Raw genomic sequence first — 15,088 nt, 5'->3', positions numbered from 1 at the left:
GCGGCACGGCCTAGCTCCGCAACATGGCGATGGCCTCCGCGGCGCCCGACACGATGAGGTCGGGCTCGCGGGGCCCCTCGGCCCATTCACGGCCGCCGGCCACCCAGGCAGTCCGCAGTCCGGCCGCCTGTGCCCCTGCTATGTCCGTCGCGGGGTTGTCACCCACCAGCCACCCTCCGGCGCTCAGCGGGACGCCACAGGCCGCGGCTGCGGCATCAAAGAGGGCGTGCTCTGGCTTCCGTGCTCCGACACCTTCCGAGATGGCGACTCCGTCAAAGAGCCCGGTGAGCCCGGTCACGTCAAGCTTGGCGCGCTGGATATCGACCGCCCCATTTGTCGCAATCCCCAGTGTCCATCCCTCGCGGCGGAGCTCTTGGAGACCTTCCAGGACCCCGGGAAAGCAGCGCACCGACCGAGTCACTCCGTCGACGTACTCACGCCACAGGTCCTCAGCGCCGTCCGCGAGCCGTAGGACGTCTCGCAGGTAATCGAAGTCTTCGGGGTACGCCCGGTCTCGCAGCCTGGCAGTCACGAGCGCCGCGGCCTGATCCGGCAGTCCACGGGAGCGAGCGAAGGCGCCCGCCCATGCGTCCAAGCCGCCCTGTCGGTCAATCAGGGTGTTGTCGAGGTCGAAGAGTGCCAGCACACGACGGACGCTACGCGACGACTACTGAGCCGGATTGGCGGAGGCGTAGGCGCCTGGCGCGCTATGGACGAGGTGTGGACGGCTGAAGGCGGCTCTGGCGCCGCATCGTCTGTTTCCGCAGGTCAGTGACGCCCCGGATGCGCGATCTTGGGCGGACTGTAAATCTGCCGGCTCAGCCTTCCCAGGTTCGAATCCTGGCGCCGCCACACGGGAACGAGAGCCCCGTGATCTGTGAGAGCAGATCACGGGGCTCTCGTCGTTCTCCCGGTCGGCGCCCCCGCCCGGCCCTGCCGCCGGTTGGCGCCTGTCCGCTGTCGGCTACGGGTGCGCCTTGACCGGGGCCGCGGTGCCCGCTTCCTTGACGAGTCGGTCGCCGATGGCCAGCGATTCCCAGAGGGCCTTGTCGATGCGGGCCTTCGTGGTCGTGCTGTCCTGGAGGCGGACTTCGACGTAGTGGTAGAGGTTCGAACCGTCGGGCGCCTTGCGGGTCTTGTCGATGACGATGCCGTCCCAGGCGTCTTCTTCATACACTTTGCGCGATTTGAACATTTCATCACTGTAGTGATCCCCGACCTGGCGAAGCACCGGAACGCGTTCCCGGCATCCTTCACTAGAATCGAACGTATGAGCGATGAAAGGGGAATTCGGCGATGACCGGTCAGGGTGCGGGGTTCGGCGGCGCGGACGATGCTGGAGCCATGGCCGGGAAGCGACCCATCACCGTGCACCTGCCGTCCCCGACCGGCGGTCGTCGCGTCCGCGTGGACGGCGAGATCCTCGGCCTGGCACACGACCTGCGGGACCTGGTGGAGTTCCTGCGCCGGGCGGGGCTGGAGATGGAGCCGGAGCAGGTGGCCGACTCGCCTCTGATCGACTGGCGCGGGGTGGGGCCCGACCGGTGGGAGGCCGAGACCCGCACCTGACCGGCGCTGTCGCACGCGTTCGCGTGCGGGCACACTGGCGGCATGTCCTCCCGACGCAGAACCTGCCCCGTCTGCCGCCGCGACATCGCCGTCGTCGCGGGCCGTTTCGCGCGGCACGATCCGCCCGGGGCGCGGGAGAACGGCGAACTCGTCTCCTGCGCCGGGTCGCGTCTGCAGGCGCAACTCGGGGCGGTCCAGCCGGCGTTGGACGGATACGCCGTACCGGAGTTTCCCGGGCAGCTGCCCCTGTTCTGACCCGGAGACCGCTGACGGAGTGACAGCGGGCGGCGAGGTGGCGGCCGGTGGAGTGGTGGTCGGTGGTGGCTCCGACTGTTCAACGGCCGGTGAACCGGCTCAGTTCCCGGCCACCGATTTCACCGCGACCGACACCGGCTGCGATCCGCTGACCAGCTCCAGCGTCAGGCCGGTCGTCGCAGGAGTGTCCACCAACTCCGCGAGGACGGCCGCCACGTCGTCCCGCGGGATCATCCCGCGCCCGGTGTGCGCCTCCAGGCGGACCTGGCCGGTACCGGCGTCGTTCGTCAGCGAGCCAGGGCGCAGGATCGTCCAGTCCAGGGCCTCCTGGCGGGTCACGTACGCGTCGGCCTCGCCCTTGGCCCGCAGGTACGCGTCGAAGACGTCGTCGCCCTGGTGCGCGGGGTCCGCGCCCATCGAGGACACGACCAGGAAGCGCCGTACGCGCGCCCGTACCGCCGCGTCCGCGAACAGCATGGCCGCGCCCTTGTCCACCGTCTCCTTGCGGGCCGTGCCGCTGCCCGGGCCCGCGCCGGCCGCGAAGACCGCCGCGTCGGCTCCCTGGAGATGCGCCGCGACCTCCTCCACCGAGGCGGATTCCAGGTCGAGCAGGACCGGCTCGGCGCCGGCCGTCCGCAGAGCGTTGCCCTGCTCTGACTTGCGGATGATCCCCGCGACCTCTTCCCCGCGCGCGGAGAGCAGACGCTCCAGCCGCAGCGCGATCTGACCATGACCACCAGCGATGACAATGCGCATGATTCCGACCGTACGCCCGAAGGCGCGCATCCGCCGCACGGGTTAACCGGCATGGCCGGAGCGCGCCGGGCTCGCGCGCCCAGCCCCGCGCCGGGCGCGCGCAGGCGGTGTGGGGCGCGCGTCCGGACCGTGCGCCTCGCCGAAACGTACGACAGCCCGCGCGGACTCGGAGTGCTCGCGTCCTACTCGGCGCCCCCGCACGTGTTCGCTGCTCCCCGCGCTTCCTGGTCGTCCGTGCTCCGCGTGTCTGCGACCCCCTCCGGCAGATGCCCCCGGCAGGCGTGCGCCCATAGGGCTTGCACCCTCCTCGTGCTCCGCGCGCCTGCTACGACAGTTCGCCGCGCCCCTGCCGCGGCAGCCCCAGCTCCGCTGACGCCGCCGAGTTGCAGTACTCGCGGACCGCGCTCGTGCGGGCGACCACGCGCCCCCGGTGGATCACGATCCGGCTGTACGCCAGGGAGAGGGCGCCGGCGAGGCGGTCGCCGCGCACCGCCAGGAGGTCGGCGGGGAAGCCCGCCTCCACGCGTACCTCCGGCAGGCCGAGGACCGCGCGGGCCGAGGTGCTCACGGCGTCGTAGGCGTCCTCCGGACGCAGGCCATGGGCGGAGGCGAGGAGGTAGGCGGCCTCCAGGGGGTCGCCACGGCCGACCGGATTGGAGACGTCGCGCAGGGCGCCGCTGCCGGCCGCCACGCGCACCCCGGCCGAGCGCAGCAGTCGTACCGGAGGCGTGCCCCGGCGGTCGGTGGCGCAGCAGCCGCCCTGAGGCAGGCACACCACCGTGACCCCGGCCGCCGCGAGCTGGCCGGCGGCGCGGGCGGCGACCTCGGCGGGCAGGCGCGCGAGCCCGGCGCACGGCCCGATCGTCACGCCAGGGCGCAGGCCTCCTGCCATGGCCGCGAGCCGGGACAGGCGGGCCGGGTCGGCGGCGTCCGTGTGCAGGTCCACCGGGCAGCCGTGCTCGGAGGCCAACTCCAGGACCGCCTCGACGTAGCCGGCGGGGTCGGGGTCCAGGTCGGGGCAGCCGCCCACCACGGCGGCGCCCATCTTCAGCGCGTCGCGCAGCATCGCGAGCCCGTCGGCCCCGGCCGCGCCGGTCAGCAGGCGGGGCGTCGCCACCGTCGTCAGCTCCGCGAGCCCCCGCAGCGACCGCCTCGCCTGGAGGACGGCGCCCAATGCGCCGAGGCCCTGAACGTCGCCCACGCGTACGTGTGCGCGTACCGCCGTCGCCCCGTGCCCGAGTTGCAGCAGGGCCGCCTCCGTCGCCCGGCGCTGGACGTCGTCCGGCGCGTACGGCACCGGCCCGGGGCGCTCGGCGGACAGGGCGGTGTCGCCGTGGGCGTGCGGTTCGGCCGGGGCCGGCAGGAGCAGATAGCCGCTGAGATCCAGGCGTGTGGCGCCCGTACGGGCCGGTCCCGGCGCGAGGCTGCCGGTCGTGCCCACCGCCTCGATGCGCCCGCCGCCCAGCCGTACGTCCACGGTCCGGCCGTCGGTGAGCCGCGCCCCGCACAGCAGCAGGGCGGCAGGGTCGGACGGCCCGGAGGAACCCGGGAAGTCCGACGGCTGGTGGGGCTGCGGCTGACTGTCGGGCATCGCGCTCCAGGGTCGGGGCCGGGGGCTCGGGGCGGGCTCGCGTGAGGTCTGCGGGGGCGCTTTGCCCCCAAGATCACGCAGAGCGAGTCGAGCCTAGGGTGGCGAGCCGCGCGGGATGCGCAGGAGCGCAATAGTCGTACTGGTGTGGTCCGCCCATGGCAGTACACATGTCGCCCGCCCGCGTGGCCCCGCCTCTCCCGAAGACGCCATGCGCAACGACGCCCACGCGCGCGTGCCGCAACCCTCCCGGCCACTGTCGGCCGCACCCGCGAAGCCGGGCGCAAGCGCGTCCGGATGCATGCCTCTTCTGCGGCTCAGGAGGCGGCTGCGCGGGCTGAGATGAGGGGTGGGACGGGCCGCCGGATACGGATTTGGGTGAACGGCGGCGGACCGTGTAATGTCTTCATCGCTCGCCCCAATAGCTCAGTCGGCAGAGCGTCTCCATGGTAAGGAGAAGGTCAACGGTTCGATTCCGTTTTGGGGCTCTGGTGTGAGAGGTTCCCGTCGAAAGGCGGGGTCCGATCGCATCGCAGCGGTGTAGCTCAGTCGGTAGAGCAAGCGGCTCATAATCGCTGTGTCACCGGTTCAAGTCCGGTCACCGCTACTGACAGTAGCCGATTGCGGGGTCGGTCCTTCGATCGGCTACTCTTTTTTGCGTTGAATCAGTCCATCCGTTCGTCTTAGGAGCACTCACGTGGCTGCCACCGACGTCCGCCCGAAGATCACGCTGGCCTGCGTGGAGTGCAAGGAGCGGAACTACATCACCAAGAAGAACCGGCGTAACAACCCGGATCGTCTGGAGATGAAGAAGCACTGCCCGCGTTGCAACGCGCACACTGCGCACCGCGAAACGCGCTGATCAGGCTCGTACGCGAGGCCGTCCCCTTTCGAGGGGGCGGCCTCGCGTCGTTTCACCGGACTGTCGGCCGGAAGATCGGGAATCCGGCTTGCCGGGTCCAGGCCGTCCCGCCGCGCATTCCCCGGCCGGTATACGGCTAATTTGGGGCCATCACAGCAGACTTCAGGAGGTGCCGGGCCATGGCGCTCGACCAGTCCTTCGTGGGACGGACCTACCCGCCCACCGCGCCCTACGAGGTGGGCCGGGAGAAGATCCGCGAGTTCGCCGAGGCGGTGGGGGAGGCCAACCCGGCGTTCACCGATCCGGAGGCCGCGAAGGCATTCGGGTATTCCGATGTGATCGCCCCGCCCACGTTCGTGTTCTCCATCACTTTCCGGGCCGCGGGCCAGGTGATCGAGGATCCGCAGCTCGGCCTCGACTACAGCCGCGTCGTGCACGGCGACCAGAAGTTCGCCTACAGCCGCCCGGTGCGGGCCGGCGACCGGCTCACGGTCACCTCCACCATCGAGGCGATCAAGTCCCTCGCGGGCAACGACATCCTGGACATCCGTGGTGAGGTGCACGACGAGGCGGGCGAGCACGTCGTGACCGCCTGGACCAAGCTCGTGGCCCGCGCGGCCGAGGAGGCGTGAGGACCTGATGACGGCGAAGATCGCGTACGACGACGTCGAGGTCGGCACCGAGCTTCCGGCGCAGACCTTCCCCGTGACCCGCGACACCCTCGTGCGCTACGCGGGTGCCTCCGGGGACTTCAACCCGATTCACTGGAACGAGAAGTTCGCCAAGGAGGTCGGGCTGCCGGACGTCATCGCGCACGGCATGTTCACCATGGCCGAGGCGGTGCGCGTGGTCACCGACTGGACGGGGGACCCCGGCGCGGTCGTGGAGTACGGCGTGCGCTTCACCAAGCCGGTCGTCGTGCCGAACGACGACAAGGGCGCCCTGATCGAGGTCAGCGGCAAGGTCGCGGCCAAGCTCGACGACAACACCGTCCGCGTGGACCTGACGGCGACCAGCGGCGGCCAGAAGGTGCTGGGGATGTCCCGGGCCGTCGTACGACTGGCCTGACGGCTGGCGTGACGCGCTGAGCCGACCGGCGCGCAGCACTGAGGTAAGGGGCGTCCTCTTGGAGGGGCGCCCCTTACGTGCGTTCCGCTGTGTGCCTCCCGCGCGGGCTGCGATTGCCAAGTTAGTGATTGAGTACTAACTTTGCTTCATGCCCAGGATGAGTGCGGAGGAGCGGCGCGAGAGCGTCATTCGCGCGGCGACCGCCGAGTTCGCGCGTGGTGGTTACCACGGTGCGACCACGGAGGCGATCGCCCGGCGGGTCGGAGTCTCGCAGCCGTATCTCTTCCGCCTCTTTCCAGGCAAGAAGGCGATTTTCCTCGCGGCGGCCGACCGCTGCGTGGAGGACACCATCCGCACCTTCGAGGAGGCCGCGAAGGGGCTGGAGGGCCAGGAGGCCCAGAGCGCCATGGCGAACGCGTACACCAGGGTCATCGCGGAGCGGCCCGAGCGGCTGATGATGCAGATGCAGATGTACGTCGCCGTGGCGGCCGCCGAGGCGGAGGGCGACCGTGAGTTCGGCGAGGGCGTACGGGCCGGCTGGATGCGTCTGTGGGACACCGTGCGTGCCGCGCTCGGCGCGGACGCCGACGGGACGACCGCTTTCATGGCGCACGGGATGCTCATCAACTGCCTGGTGGCCATGGGCTTTCCGGACGGGCACCGGGTGTGGGAGGGGATCTATGCGTCGGACCGGCTCAAGGGCTGCCCGGAGGAGTAGGGCGTCACGGGCCGGGGAAGACCGGCGTTTTTTCATGGCTGCGAAAGTTAGTCATCAATAACTAACCGGATTGCTCCCTGGGGGAGAGATGTCACAGCAGAACGCACCGGGCACAGGCCGCGGGGGAGCCGTCTGGGCCCTCGTGATCACCAGCGTCGCCGGATTCATGGCAGCCCTCGACAACCTCGTCGTCACCACCGCCCTGCCCTCCATCCGCAAGGATCTCGGCGGGGCGCTGGACGACCTCGAATGGACCGTGAGCGCCTACACGCTCACCTTCGCCGTCCTGCTGATGTTCGGCGCCGCGCTCGGTGACCGCTTCGGGCGCCGGCGGCTCTTCATCGCCGGACTCACCGTCTTCACCGGCGCGTCCGCCGCCGCGGCCATGGCGCCCGGCATCGGGTCGCTGATCGCCGCCCGCGCGGTCCAGGGTGTCGGCGCGGCTGTGATGATGCCGCTCACGCTGACCCTGCTGACCGCGGCCGTGCCCGCCGCACGGCGCGGGACGATGTACGGCATCTGGGGCGCCGTCAACGGCCTCGCCGTCGCCTCCGGGCCGCTCATCGGCGGCAGCCTCACCGAACACGTCTCCTGGCACTGGATCTTCTGGCTGAACGTGCCGCTCGGCCTCGCGGTGCTGCCGCTCGCCCGGCTGCGGCTCGCCGAGTCCTTCGGCGCCGGAGCCCGGCTCGACGTCCCCGGCACGCTGCTGGCCAGCGGCGGGCTCTTCGGGGTCGTCTACGGCCTGGTCCGCGGGCCGGCCGACGGCTGGAGCGACGCCGTGGTGCTCACCGCGCTGTTCTCCGGCGCCGCCCTGCTGGCCGGTTTTGTGATCTACAGCTCCCGCGCGGAGCACCCGATGCTTCCCATGCGGCTGTTCCGCTCCCGTGCCTTCGCCGGGATCAACGCGGCCAGCCTGCTGATGTTCGTCGGGATGTTCGGCTCGATCTTCCTGCTCAGCCAGTACATGCAGGGCGTGCTCGGCTACTCGCCCACCGAGGCGGGTCTGCGGATGCTGCCGTGGACCGGTATGCCGATGCTCGTCGCGCCGGTCGCCGGAATCCTCTCCGACCGCATCGGCGGCCGCCCGGTCGTCGCGGCGGGCCTGTTCTTCCAGGCCGTCGGGCTGGGTTACATGGCCGTCGTGGCCACCGCGGACGCCTCCTACGCGGTCCAGCTGCCCGCCCTGATGATCAGCGGGGTCGGTATGGCCCTGTACTTCGCTCCGGCCGCCAACCTCGTGATGTCCAGCGTCCGCCCGCAGGAGCAGGGCATCGCCTCCGGTGCGAACAACGCGCTGCGCGAGGTGGGCGGCGCGCTCGGCATCGCCGTGATGTCGTCGATCTTCTCCGCGCAGGGCGGTTACGGGAGTGCGCAGAGCTTCGTGGACGGCCTGCGGCCCGCCCTGGTCACCGGCTCGGCGGTGGTCGCCGTCGCCGCACTGGCGGCCTTGGCGATCCCGGCGCGGCGCAGTGCCGTCCCTGCCGGGGCGGAGGACGAGCAGGGGCCCGGCCACGTCCGGGCGCCCGCCTCCCGTGAAGCCGCCTCGCTGGAAACCACCGCCCGCTGATCAGGAACGCGCCGAAAGAGCCCGGCCCTTGGCGCCCGTTCTTCCCCGGACCGCGCCGATCGCTCCGCCGCGGGACACCGAGGCGCACGTCTTCACCTCGCGTTTCTGTACCTCCCGCTCTCTGAACCTCCCGCGTCGGGACCGCACCCTGAGGGGCGCCCCGGCCTTCCTCGCCCATGCCCCTGCGGTAGGGCGCCAGAAACGTCCACGCGCGCGTGGTCCCGACAGATGGGACCACGCGCGCGTGCGTACGCCGGTCGTGGCCGGGGCCGCGGAGCCAGCGTGTGCCGGACGGGGGCGCCGCCCGGTGGAGCGGACCGAGGGGACGCGTGTGTGACGGGCTGTCCGAGGCGTCTCGTAGTCTTGGGGCCGTGCAGGTACTCCACGACGCCCCCCTTGCCCCGCTGACCACGTTCCGGCTGGGCGGTCCCGCGACGCGGCTGGTGACCGCCGAGACCGACGCCGAGGTGATCGACGCCGTTCGCGAGGCCGACGACAACGAGACCCCGCTGCTGATCGTCGGCGGCGGGTCGAACCTGGTCATCGGCGACAAGGGCTTCGACGGCACCGCCCTGCGCATCGCCACGCGCGGTGCCGAGCTGCGCGGCACGACGCTGGAGCTGGCCGCCGGTGAGGTGTGGACCGACGCCGTGGCCCGCACGGTCGAAGCCGGGCTCGCCGGGATCGAGTGCCTGGCCGGCATCCCGGGCTCCGCGGGCGCCACCCCGATCCAGAACGTGGGCGCCTACGGCCAGGAGGTGTCCTCCACCATCACCGAGGTGGTCGCCTACGACCGGCGCGCCGGCGAGACGGTCACGCTGACGAACGAGGAGTGCGCCTTCTCGTACCGGCACAGCCGATTCAAGGCCGACCCCGCGCGCTACGTCGTCCTGCGCGTCCGCTTTCGGCTGGAGGACGCGGGCGGGCTGTCCGCGCCCCTCAAGTACCCCGAGGTCGCCCGTGCGCTCGGTGTCGGGGCCGGTGACCGGGTGCCGCTGGCCGAGGCCCGCGAGACCGTGCTGAAGCTGCGTGCCGGAAAAGGCATGGTGCTCGATCCCGAGGACCACGACACCTGGTCGGCCGGGTCCTTCTTCACCAACCCGATCCTCACCGAAGAGCAGTTCGCCGCGTTCCACGCGTGCGCGTGCGAGCGGCTGGGGGAGGGCGTCGAGCCTCCCGCCTATCCGGCGGGTGAGGGCCGTACGAAGACCTCCGCGGCCTGGCTGATCGACAAGGCGGGCTTCACCAAGGGCTACGGCACCGGGCCCGCCCGCATCTCCACCAAGCACACCCTGGCCCTCACCAACCGGGGCGCGGCCACCACCGAGGACCTGCTGGCGCTGGCCCGCGAGGTCGTCGCCGGTGTCCGCGAGGCCTTCGGGATCACCCTCGTCAACGAACCGGTCACCGTGGGCGTCAGCCTCTAGTACGGCGGTTCAGTAGGCCACGCCGACCCCCTGCTTCACCGTCGCCTCGTCGCCGGTCATCGACAGCATCGCGTGCGCGACGTCCGCGCGCGCGATGAAGCGGCCGGCCCGCGGGAAGCCGCCGACGACCGTGCGGTAGTGGCCGGTGAGCGGCTTGTCCTGGAGGCGCGGGGGCCGTACGGAGGTCCAGTCCGTGCCGCTGCGGGCCAGCTCGGCCTCCATCTCGGCGAGGTCGGCGTAGATGTCCTTGAGGACGGCCCTCACCACGCCGCGCATGGCCCGGTCCAGGGCGCCGTCGCCCTCGGCCGCGGGGCCGACCGGACCGGCGCTGACCACCAGCAGCCGCCGTACACCCTCGGCCTCCATGGCGCGCAGCACCGTGCGGGTCAGCCGGGCGGCGACCCCGGCGTCCTTGCGGCTGCGCGCGCCCAGGCCGGACAGGACGGCGTCCCGGCCCGCGACGGCGGCACGCACGCCCTCCGGGTCGCTCAGGTCGGCCTGGAACACCTCCGGCGCACCGCCACCGACGGCTGGGACATCGAACCGGGACGGATCGCGGACCACGGCGGTGACCCGGTGGCCGGCGTCGAGCGCCTGGCGGACGATCTCCCGGCCGATGCCGCCGGTGGCGCCGAAAACGGTGAGGTTCATGAGTGATACTCCCGGGTTCGGGGTGGGTGGGTGAGTGTTCACTCACCCCTGCTCCCTCTAGAGTGGGTAAACACTCACCCACCCGTCAAGCCCGATTGGACGCCTCATGGAGCCAGAGCCGAAGCCCGCGCGCGTGCGCATCCTCGACGCCGCACACGAGCTGATGCTCACCGCCGGGCTCGCCCGCGCCACCACCAAGGAGATCGCGCGCGCCGCCGGCTGCTCGGAAGCGGCTCTCTACAAGTACTTCGCCGGCAAGGAAGAGCTGTTCGTCCAGGTACTCAAGGAGCGACTGCCCCGCCTGACGCCGCTGCTCGGCAGCCTCGCCGCCGAACCGGGACAGGGCACCCTGGAGGGCAACCTCACCGAGATCGCGCGCCAGGCCGCCCTCTTCTACGAGCAGAGCTTCCCGATCGCCGCCTCGCTGTACGCCGAGCCCCAGCTCAGGGAGCGCCATTTCGAGGCGCTGCGCGAGCTCGGCTCGGGCCCGCACCGGCCCATCCAGGACCTGGACGCCTACCTGCGCGCCGAGCAGGCCGCGGGCCGCGTCCGCGCCGACGCCGACACCTTCGCGGCCGCCTCCCTGCTGCTGGGCGCCTGCGCGCAGCGCGCGTTCGCCTACGACGCGACCGACACGGGGGAGCGGCCGCCGGTCGATGCGTTCGCCGCGCGGCTCGCGAAGACGCTGCTGGGCGGAATCTCCGTTGCGCCGGGCTCCGCGTGAGCCTCACGCTGAGCGCATGACAAGTGCCCCAAGTGCCCCAAGTGCCCCGAACGCGCCGCGCACTTCCGGGAGCACGGCCGCATGCGGCTGAGGCTGCGCGAGTTCCGGACCCGCACCGGACCGTACGCACACCGGGTCGTCCAGCCCTGGCAGCCCCTGCGCCACACGTCGCTGCGTGCCCCCGAGCCCATCGGGCTGCTGCTCGGCGACCACGACGGGCTGAACCGGCTCGCGGGCCTGTTCTCCTTCGCCGCGTACTCCCCGCACACGATCGTCCATGTGCCGCTGCGCGACGGCGTTCCGCCCGACGAGGGCGTCGGTGACCTGGTCGACCTCGTCCTCGTCCACCACTCGCTCGGGCTGCGCGCCGGCCGGTGGCCCGAACTGCGGCGGAAGCTGCGGCACAGCACCCCGCTGACCGTCCGCACCGACGAGGCGCGCACCGCGCGGGACGCCGCGGCCTGGCGGGCGGGCCTGGGCCGCGCGGACTTCCGGGACGAACTGCGGCACGCCACGCACGCGCGTACGTTCCTTCTCTTCGGCAGCCGGACGTCGTTCGCCGAGACGGCCACCGGATTCGCCCACGCGGCGGGCCACGGGCCGCTCCAGCGGGGTGTGGGCGAAGGACGCATGGCGTACCTGGGGTCGTTCCTGCCGCTGGTCGAGTCGCCCGGCGGCGGGCACCCCGTGGAGGTGATGGTCTGTTTCAAGCCCCGGCCGCCGTACGCCCACTTCAGGCGGCCGGGCGCACCAGCCACTCGTCCACGCCGGCCAGCAGCCGCGCCCTGACCTGCTCCGGGGCGGCCGAACCGCGTACCGACTGACGCGCCAGCTCCGCGAGTTCGGCGTCCGAGAAGCCGTGGACGTGCCGGGCGATCTCGTACTGGGCGGCCAGCCGGGAGCCGAACAGCAGCGGGTCGTCGGCACCGAGCGCCATCGGGACGCCCGCCTCGAAGAACGTGCGCAGCGGCACGTCCTCGGCCTTCTCGTACACACCGAGCGCCACATTGGACGCCGGGCACACCTCGCAGGTCACCTGCCGGTCCGCCAGCCGCTTCAGCAGCCGCGGGTCCTCCGCCGCGCGCACCCCGTGTCCGATCCGGTGGGCGTGCAGGTCGTCCAGGCAGTCGCGCACCGAGGCCGGGCCGGTCAGCTCGCCGCCGTGCGGGGCCGACAGCAGGCCGCCCTCGCGCGCGATGTGGAAGGCCCGGTCGAAGTCGCGCGCCATGCCGCGCCGCTCGTCGTTGGAGAGCCCGAAGCCGACCACGCCCCGGTCCGCGTACCGCACGGCCAGCCGGGCCAGGGTGCGCGCGTCCAGCGGATGTTTCATCCGGTTGGCGGCGACCAGGACGCGCATGCCGAGCCCGGTCTCCCGGGCCGTGGTGTCCACCGCGTCCAGGATGATCTCCAGCGTCGGGATCAGACCGCCCATCCGGGGCGCGTACGACGTCGGGTCCACCTGGATCTCCAGCCAGCCCGAGCCGTCCTTCAGGTCCTCCTCGGCCGCCTCCCGGACGAGGCGCTGGATGTCCTCCGGCTCGCGCAGGCAGGAGCGCGCCGCGTCGTACAGCCGCTGGAAACGGAACCAGCCGCGTTCGTCCGTGGCCCGCAGTTTCGGCGGCTCGCCGCTGGTCAGCGCGCCCGTCAGGGCGTCGGGCAGACGTACGCCGTACTTGTCGGCCAGTTCCAGCACGGTGGCCGGTCGCATCGAGCCGGTGAAGTGCAGGTGCAGATGGGCTTTCGGCAGCTCAGAGAGATCACGTACACGCTCCATTCCAGGATCCTGCCGTACGTCCCCGAACTCCCGGAAGCCGTTTCCCTGAACGTGGTCTTGCTCGCACACAGAAGCGGGCCGTCTCCCCGCAGGGAAACGGCCCGCACGCGTGCGTGGCGGCCAGGAACTAGTCCCGGGCCTCCGCCAGCAGCTTCTGCAGCCGGCTCACGCCCTCGACGAGGTCCTCGTCACCGAGCGCGTACGACAGCCGCAGGTAGCCCGGGGTGCCGAAGGCCTCGCCCGGGACGACCGCGACCTCGGCCTCCTCCAGGATCAGCGCGGCCAGCTCGACCGTGTTCTGCGGGCGCTTGCCGCGGATCTCCTTGCCGAGGAGAGCCTTGACCGACGGGTACGCGTAGAAGGCGCCCTCGGGCTCCGGGCAGAGCACGCCGTCGATCTCGCCCAGCATCCGCACGATCGTCCTGCGGCGGCGGTCGAAGGCCTCGCGCATCTCCGCCACGGCCGTGAGGTCACCGGAGACGGCGGCCAGCGCGGCCACCTGGGCCACGTTGGAGACGTTCGAGGTGGCGTGCGACTGGAGGTTCGTCGCGGCCTTGACGACGTCCTTCGGGCCGATGACCCAGCCCACGCGCCAGCCGGTCATGGCGTACGTCTTCGCGACGCCGTTGACCACGACGCACTTGTCGCGCAGCTCGGGCAGGAGCGCCGGCAGGGAGGTGAACTCCGCGTCGCCGTAGACGAGGTGCTCGTAGATCTCGTCCGTGAGCACCCACAGGCCGTGCTCGTGGGCCCAGCGGCCGATCGCCTCTGCCTGCTCGCGGCTGTAGACCGCGCCGGTCGGGTTGGACGGGGAGACGAAGAGGACGACCTTGGTGCGCTCCGTGCGCGCCGCCTCCAGCTGCTCCACGCCGACGCGGTAGCCGGTGGTCTCGTCGGCCACGACCTCGACCGGGACGCCGCCCGCGAGGCGGATCGACTCGGGGTACGTCGTCCAGTACGGGGCCGGGACGATGACCTCGTCGCCCGGGTCGAGGATCGCCGCGAACGCCTCGTAGATGGCCTGCTTGCCGCCGTTGGTCACGAGGATCTCGGAGACCTCCGGCTCGTAGCCGGAGTCGCGCAGCGTCTTCGCGGCGATCGCGGCCTTCAGCTCGGGCAGGCCGCCGGCCGGCGTGTAGCGGTGGTACTTGGGGTTCTTGCAGGCCTCGACGGCCGCCTCGACGATGTAGTCCGGGGTCGGGAAGTCGGGCTCGCCGGCGCCGAAGCCGATCACCGGACGCCCGGCGGCCTTCAGGGCCTTGGCTTTGGCGTCCACGGCGAGGGTGGCGGACTCGGAGATCGCGCCGACTCGGGCGGAGACCCGGCGCTCGGTGGGAGGGGTTGCAGCGCTCATGCGGCCCATCGTTCCAGACCGGAAATGTCCCCGGCACGCGGGTTTCACAGACTGAACAGCAAGGTGTCGGCACGTGAACACGGATCCGAATCCGGGGCCGATCCGCTCTTTGGCCAGGACGATCTTCGGTCGCACCGCCCCGGACGGGCACTTTCTGTTCGACGCCGGGCCGTGGACCACGTACACTCTCACCTCGTTGGCCTTCGGCAGCCGCCGCCGGCACCGGTGCACACCGAGCACCCGGTCGGATGCGGTACGTTGGGGGGCACACAAAGGGTCGTAGCTCAATTGGTAGAGCACCGGTCTCCAAAACCGGCGGTTGGGGGTTCAAGTCCCTCCGGCCCTGCTACACACACCGCCAGGATGTGTGCGCATGTACGTTCAGTAATGCACCGCCGTGCGGCTCCAGAAACCGGGCGCGGCACGGCCATGACCCGGGACCAGGTGAGGACGCATGACGGACGCCGTGGGCTCCATCGACACGCCTGATGCCCAGGACGAGGTGTCCGAGTCCAAGAAGGCCCGCAAGGGCGGCAAGCGCGCCAAGAAGGGCCCGCTGAAGCGCCTCGCCACCTTCTACCGCCAGATCGTCGCGGAACTCCGCAAGGTCGTCTGGCCGACTCGCAACCAGCTGACGTCGTACACCACTGTGGTGATCTTCTTCGTCGCCATCATGATCGCCCTGGTGACCGTGATTGACTATGGGCTCAACCACGCGGCCAAGTACGTCTTCGGCTGAGCCAAGAGCGAAGGGCGCCGTGGTACCGGCGCC

The 15,088-nt window shown here is 71.5% G+C and carries 18 protein-coding genes and 4 tRNA genes; 15 read left to right on the top strand and 7 right to left on the bottom strand.

Annotated elements, in window-relative coordinates; translation table 11 throughout:
- Positions 1 to 10: 10 nt before the first annotated feature.
- On the bottom strand, positions 11 to 646 hold the full coding sequence (locus BIV25_RS18180) for an HAD family hydrolase (protein WP_071373384.1): 636 nt from the start codon (positions 644 to 646) through the stop codon (positions 11 to 13).
- An 87-nt stretch (positions 647 to 733) separates the two neighbouring features.
- Here BIV25_RS18180 and BIV25_RS51080 point away from each other — a divergent pair.
- A tRNA-Tyr gene (locus BIV25_RS51080) sits at positions 734 to 852 on the top strand.
- 112 nt (positions 853 to 964) lie between these two features.
- Here the strand turns inward: BIV25_RS51080 and BIV25_RS18175 are convergent.
- Positions 965 to 1,177: a hypothetical protein gene (locus BIV25_RS18175; protein ID WP_256255904.1), complete on the bottom strand. Its 213-nt coding sequence runs from the start codon at positions 1,175 to 1,177 to the stop codon at positions 965 to 967.
- Between the two features lie 167 nt (positions 1,178 to 1,344).
- On the opposite strand from BIV25_RS18175, the gene BIV25_RS18170 reads away from it, so the two are divergent.
- Together BIV25_RS18170 and BIV25_RS18165 are read left to right on the top strand one after the other, a co-directional pair.
- On the top strand, positions 1,345 to 1,569 hold the full coding sequence (locus BIV25_RS18170; protein WP_177235323.1) for a hypothetical protein: 225 nt from the start codon (positions 1,345 to 1,347) through the stop codon (positions 1,567 to 1,569).
- 42 nt (positions 1,570 to 1,611) lie between these two features.
- Positions 1,612 to 1,824 (top strand): hypothetical protein, encoded by a 213-nt coding sequence (locus BIV25_RS18165; RefSeq protein WP_071373382.1) that lies wholly within the window; start codon positions 1,612 to 1,614, stop codon positions 1,822 to 1,824.
- A gap of 99 nt (positions 1,825 to 1,923) precedes the next feature.
- On the opposite strand, the gene BIV25_RS18160 is transcribed toward BIV25_RS18165, so the two are convergent.
- Entirely contained in the window at positions 1,924 to 2,580 is a 657-nt protein-coding gene (locus BIV25_RS18160) for an SDR family oxidoreductase (RefSeq protein ID WP_071373462.1), read from the bottom strand.
- 325 nt (positions 2,581 to 2,905) lie between these two features.
- Positions 2,906 to 4,171: an amidohydrolase family protein gene (locus BIV25_RS18155; RefSeq protein ID WP_071373381.1), complete on the bottom strand. Its 1,266-nt coding sequence runs from the start codon at positions 4,169 to 4,171 to the stop codon at positions 2,906 to 2,908.
- Between the two features lie 412 nt (positions 4,172 to 4,583).
- Between BIV25_RS18155 and BIV25_RS18150 the strand changes: the two genes are divergently transcribed.
- The 8 genes from BIV25_RS18150 to BIV25_RS18115 all read left to right on the top strand — a co-directional run bounded on the left by BIV25_RS18150 (position 4,584) and on the right by BIV25_RS18115 (position 9,813).
- A tRNA-Thr gene (locus tag BIV25_RS18150) sits at positions 4,584 to 4,656 on the top strand.
- 46 nt (positions 4,657 to 4,702) lie between these two features.
- Positions 4,703 to 4,775, top strand: a tRNA-Met gene (locus tag BIV25_RS18145).
- A 90-nt stretch (positions 4,776 to 4,865) separates the two neighbouring features.
- On the top strand, positions 4,866 to 5,030 hold the full coding sequence (gene rpmG, locus BIV25_RS18140) for a 50S ribosomal protein L33 (protein ID WP_003948671.1): 165 nt from the start codon (positions 4,866 to 4,868) through the stop codon (positions 5,028 to 5,030).
- A gap of 179 nt (positions 5,031 to 5,209) precedes the next feature.
- Positions 5,210 to 5,662 (top strand): MaoC family dehydratase N-terminal domain-containing protein, encoded by a 453-nt coding sequence (locus BIV25_RS18135; protein WP_071373380.1) that lies wholly within the window; start codon positions 5,210 to 5,212, stop codon positions 5,660 to 5,662.
- Between the two features lie 7 nt (positions 5,663 to 5,669).
- Entirely contained in the window at positions 5,670 to 6,098 is a 429-nt protein-coding gene (locus tag BIV25_RS18130; protein WP_071373379.1) for a MaoC family dehydratase, read from the top strand.
- Positions 6,099 to 6,246: 148 nt separating this feature from the next.
- Complete coding sequence (locus BIV25_RS18125) at positions 6,247 to 6,816, top strand: TetR/AcrR family transcriptional regulator (protein WP_177235322.1); 570 nt, start codon at positions 6,247 to 6,249, stop codon at positions 6,814 to 6,816.
- 88 nt (positions 6,817 to 6,904) lie between these two features.
- Positions 6,905 to 8,386, top strand: a complete 1,482-nt coding sequence (locus BIV25_RS18120) for a DHA2 family efflux MFS transporter permease subunit (protein ID WP_071373378.1) — start codon at positions 6,905 to 6,907, stop codon at positions 8,384 to 8,386.
- Between the two features lie 341 nt (positions 8,387 to 8,727).
- Complete coding sequence (locus BIV25_RS18115; protein WP_107486173.1) at positions 8,728 to 9,813, top strand: UDP-N-acetylmuramate dehydrogenase; 1,086 nt, start codon at positions 8,728 to 8,730, stop codon at positions 9,811 to 9,813.
- A gap of 9 nt (positions 9,814 to 9,822) precedes the next feature.
- Here BIV25_RS18115 and BIV25_RS18110 read toward each other — a convergent pair whose 3' ends face one another.
- On the bottom strand, positions 9,823 to 10,464 hold the full coding sequence (locus BIV25_RS18110; protein WP_071373376.1) for an NAD(P)-dependent oxidoreductase: 642 nt from the start codon (positions 10,462 to 10,464) through the stop codon (positions 9,823 to 9,825).
- Positions 10,465 to 10,570: 106 nt separating this feature from the next.
- Between BIV25_RS18110 and BIV25_RS18105 the strand changes: the two genes are divergently transcribed.
- Both BIV25_RS18105 and BIV25_RS18100 read left to right on the top strand, forming a co-directional pair.
- On the top strand, positions 10,571 to 11,188 hold the full coding sequence (locus tag BIV25_RS18105; RefSeq protein ID WP_071373375.1) for a TetR/AcrR family transcriptional regulator: 618 nt from the start codon (positions 10,571 to 10,573) through the stop codon (positions 11,186 to 11,188).
- Positions 11,189 to 11,269: 81 nt separating this feature from the next.
- Positions 11,270 to 11,977: a hypothetical protein gene (locus tag BIV25_RS18100; RefSeq protein WP_071373374.1), complete on the top strand. Its 708-nt coding sequence runs from the start codon at positions 11,270 to 11,272 to the stop codon at positions 11,975 to 11,977.
- Here the strand turns inward: BIV25_RS18100 and BIV25_RS18095 are convergent.
- On the bottom strand, positions 11,922 to 12,962 hold the full coding sequence (locus tag BIV25_RS18095; RefSeq protein WP_071373373.1) for an adenosine deaminase: 1,041 nt from the start codon (positions 12,960 to 12,962) through the stop codon (positions 11,922 to 11,924). The two genes, BIV25_RS18100 and BIV25_RS18095, sit on opposite strands and share 56 nt — an antisense overlap.
- A gap of 127 nt (positions 12,963 to 13,089) precedes the next feature.
- Entirely contained in the window at positions 13,090 to 14,316 is a 1,227-nt protein-coding gene (locus BIV25_RS18090; RefSeq protein WP_071373372.1) for a pyridoxal phosphate-dependent aminotransferase, read from the bottom strand.
- A 273-nt stretch (positions 14,317 to 14,589) separates the two neighbouring features.
- Between BIV25_RS18090 and BIV25_RS18085 the strand changes: the two genes are divergently transcribed.
- Both BIV25_RS18085 and secE read left to right on the top strand, forming a co-directional pair.
- Positions 14,590 to 14,662 (top strand) — tRNA-Trp (locus BIV25_RS18085).
- Between the two features lie 108 nt (positions 14,663 to 14,770).
- Positions 14,771 to 15,055, top strand: coding sequence for a preprotein translocase subunit SecE (gene secE / locus BIV25_RS18080; protein WP_071373371.1), 285 nt, complete (start codon positions 14,771 to 14,773; stop codon positions 15,053 to 15,055).
- Positions 15,056 to 15,088 lie beyond the last annotated feature (33 nt).

The organism is Streptomyces sp. MUSC 14 (assembly GCF_001866675.1).
Taxonomy (GTDB): domain Bacteria; phylum Actinomycetota; class Actinomycetes; order Streptomycetales; family Streptomycetaceae; genus Streptomyces.
The sequence above is the reverse complement of the archived record's forward strand: the minus strand, read 5'-3'. Positions and strand labels throughout refer to the sequence as shown.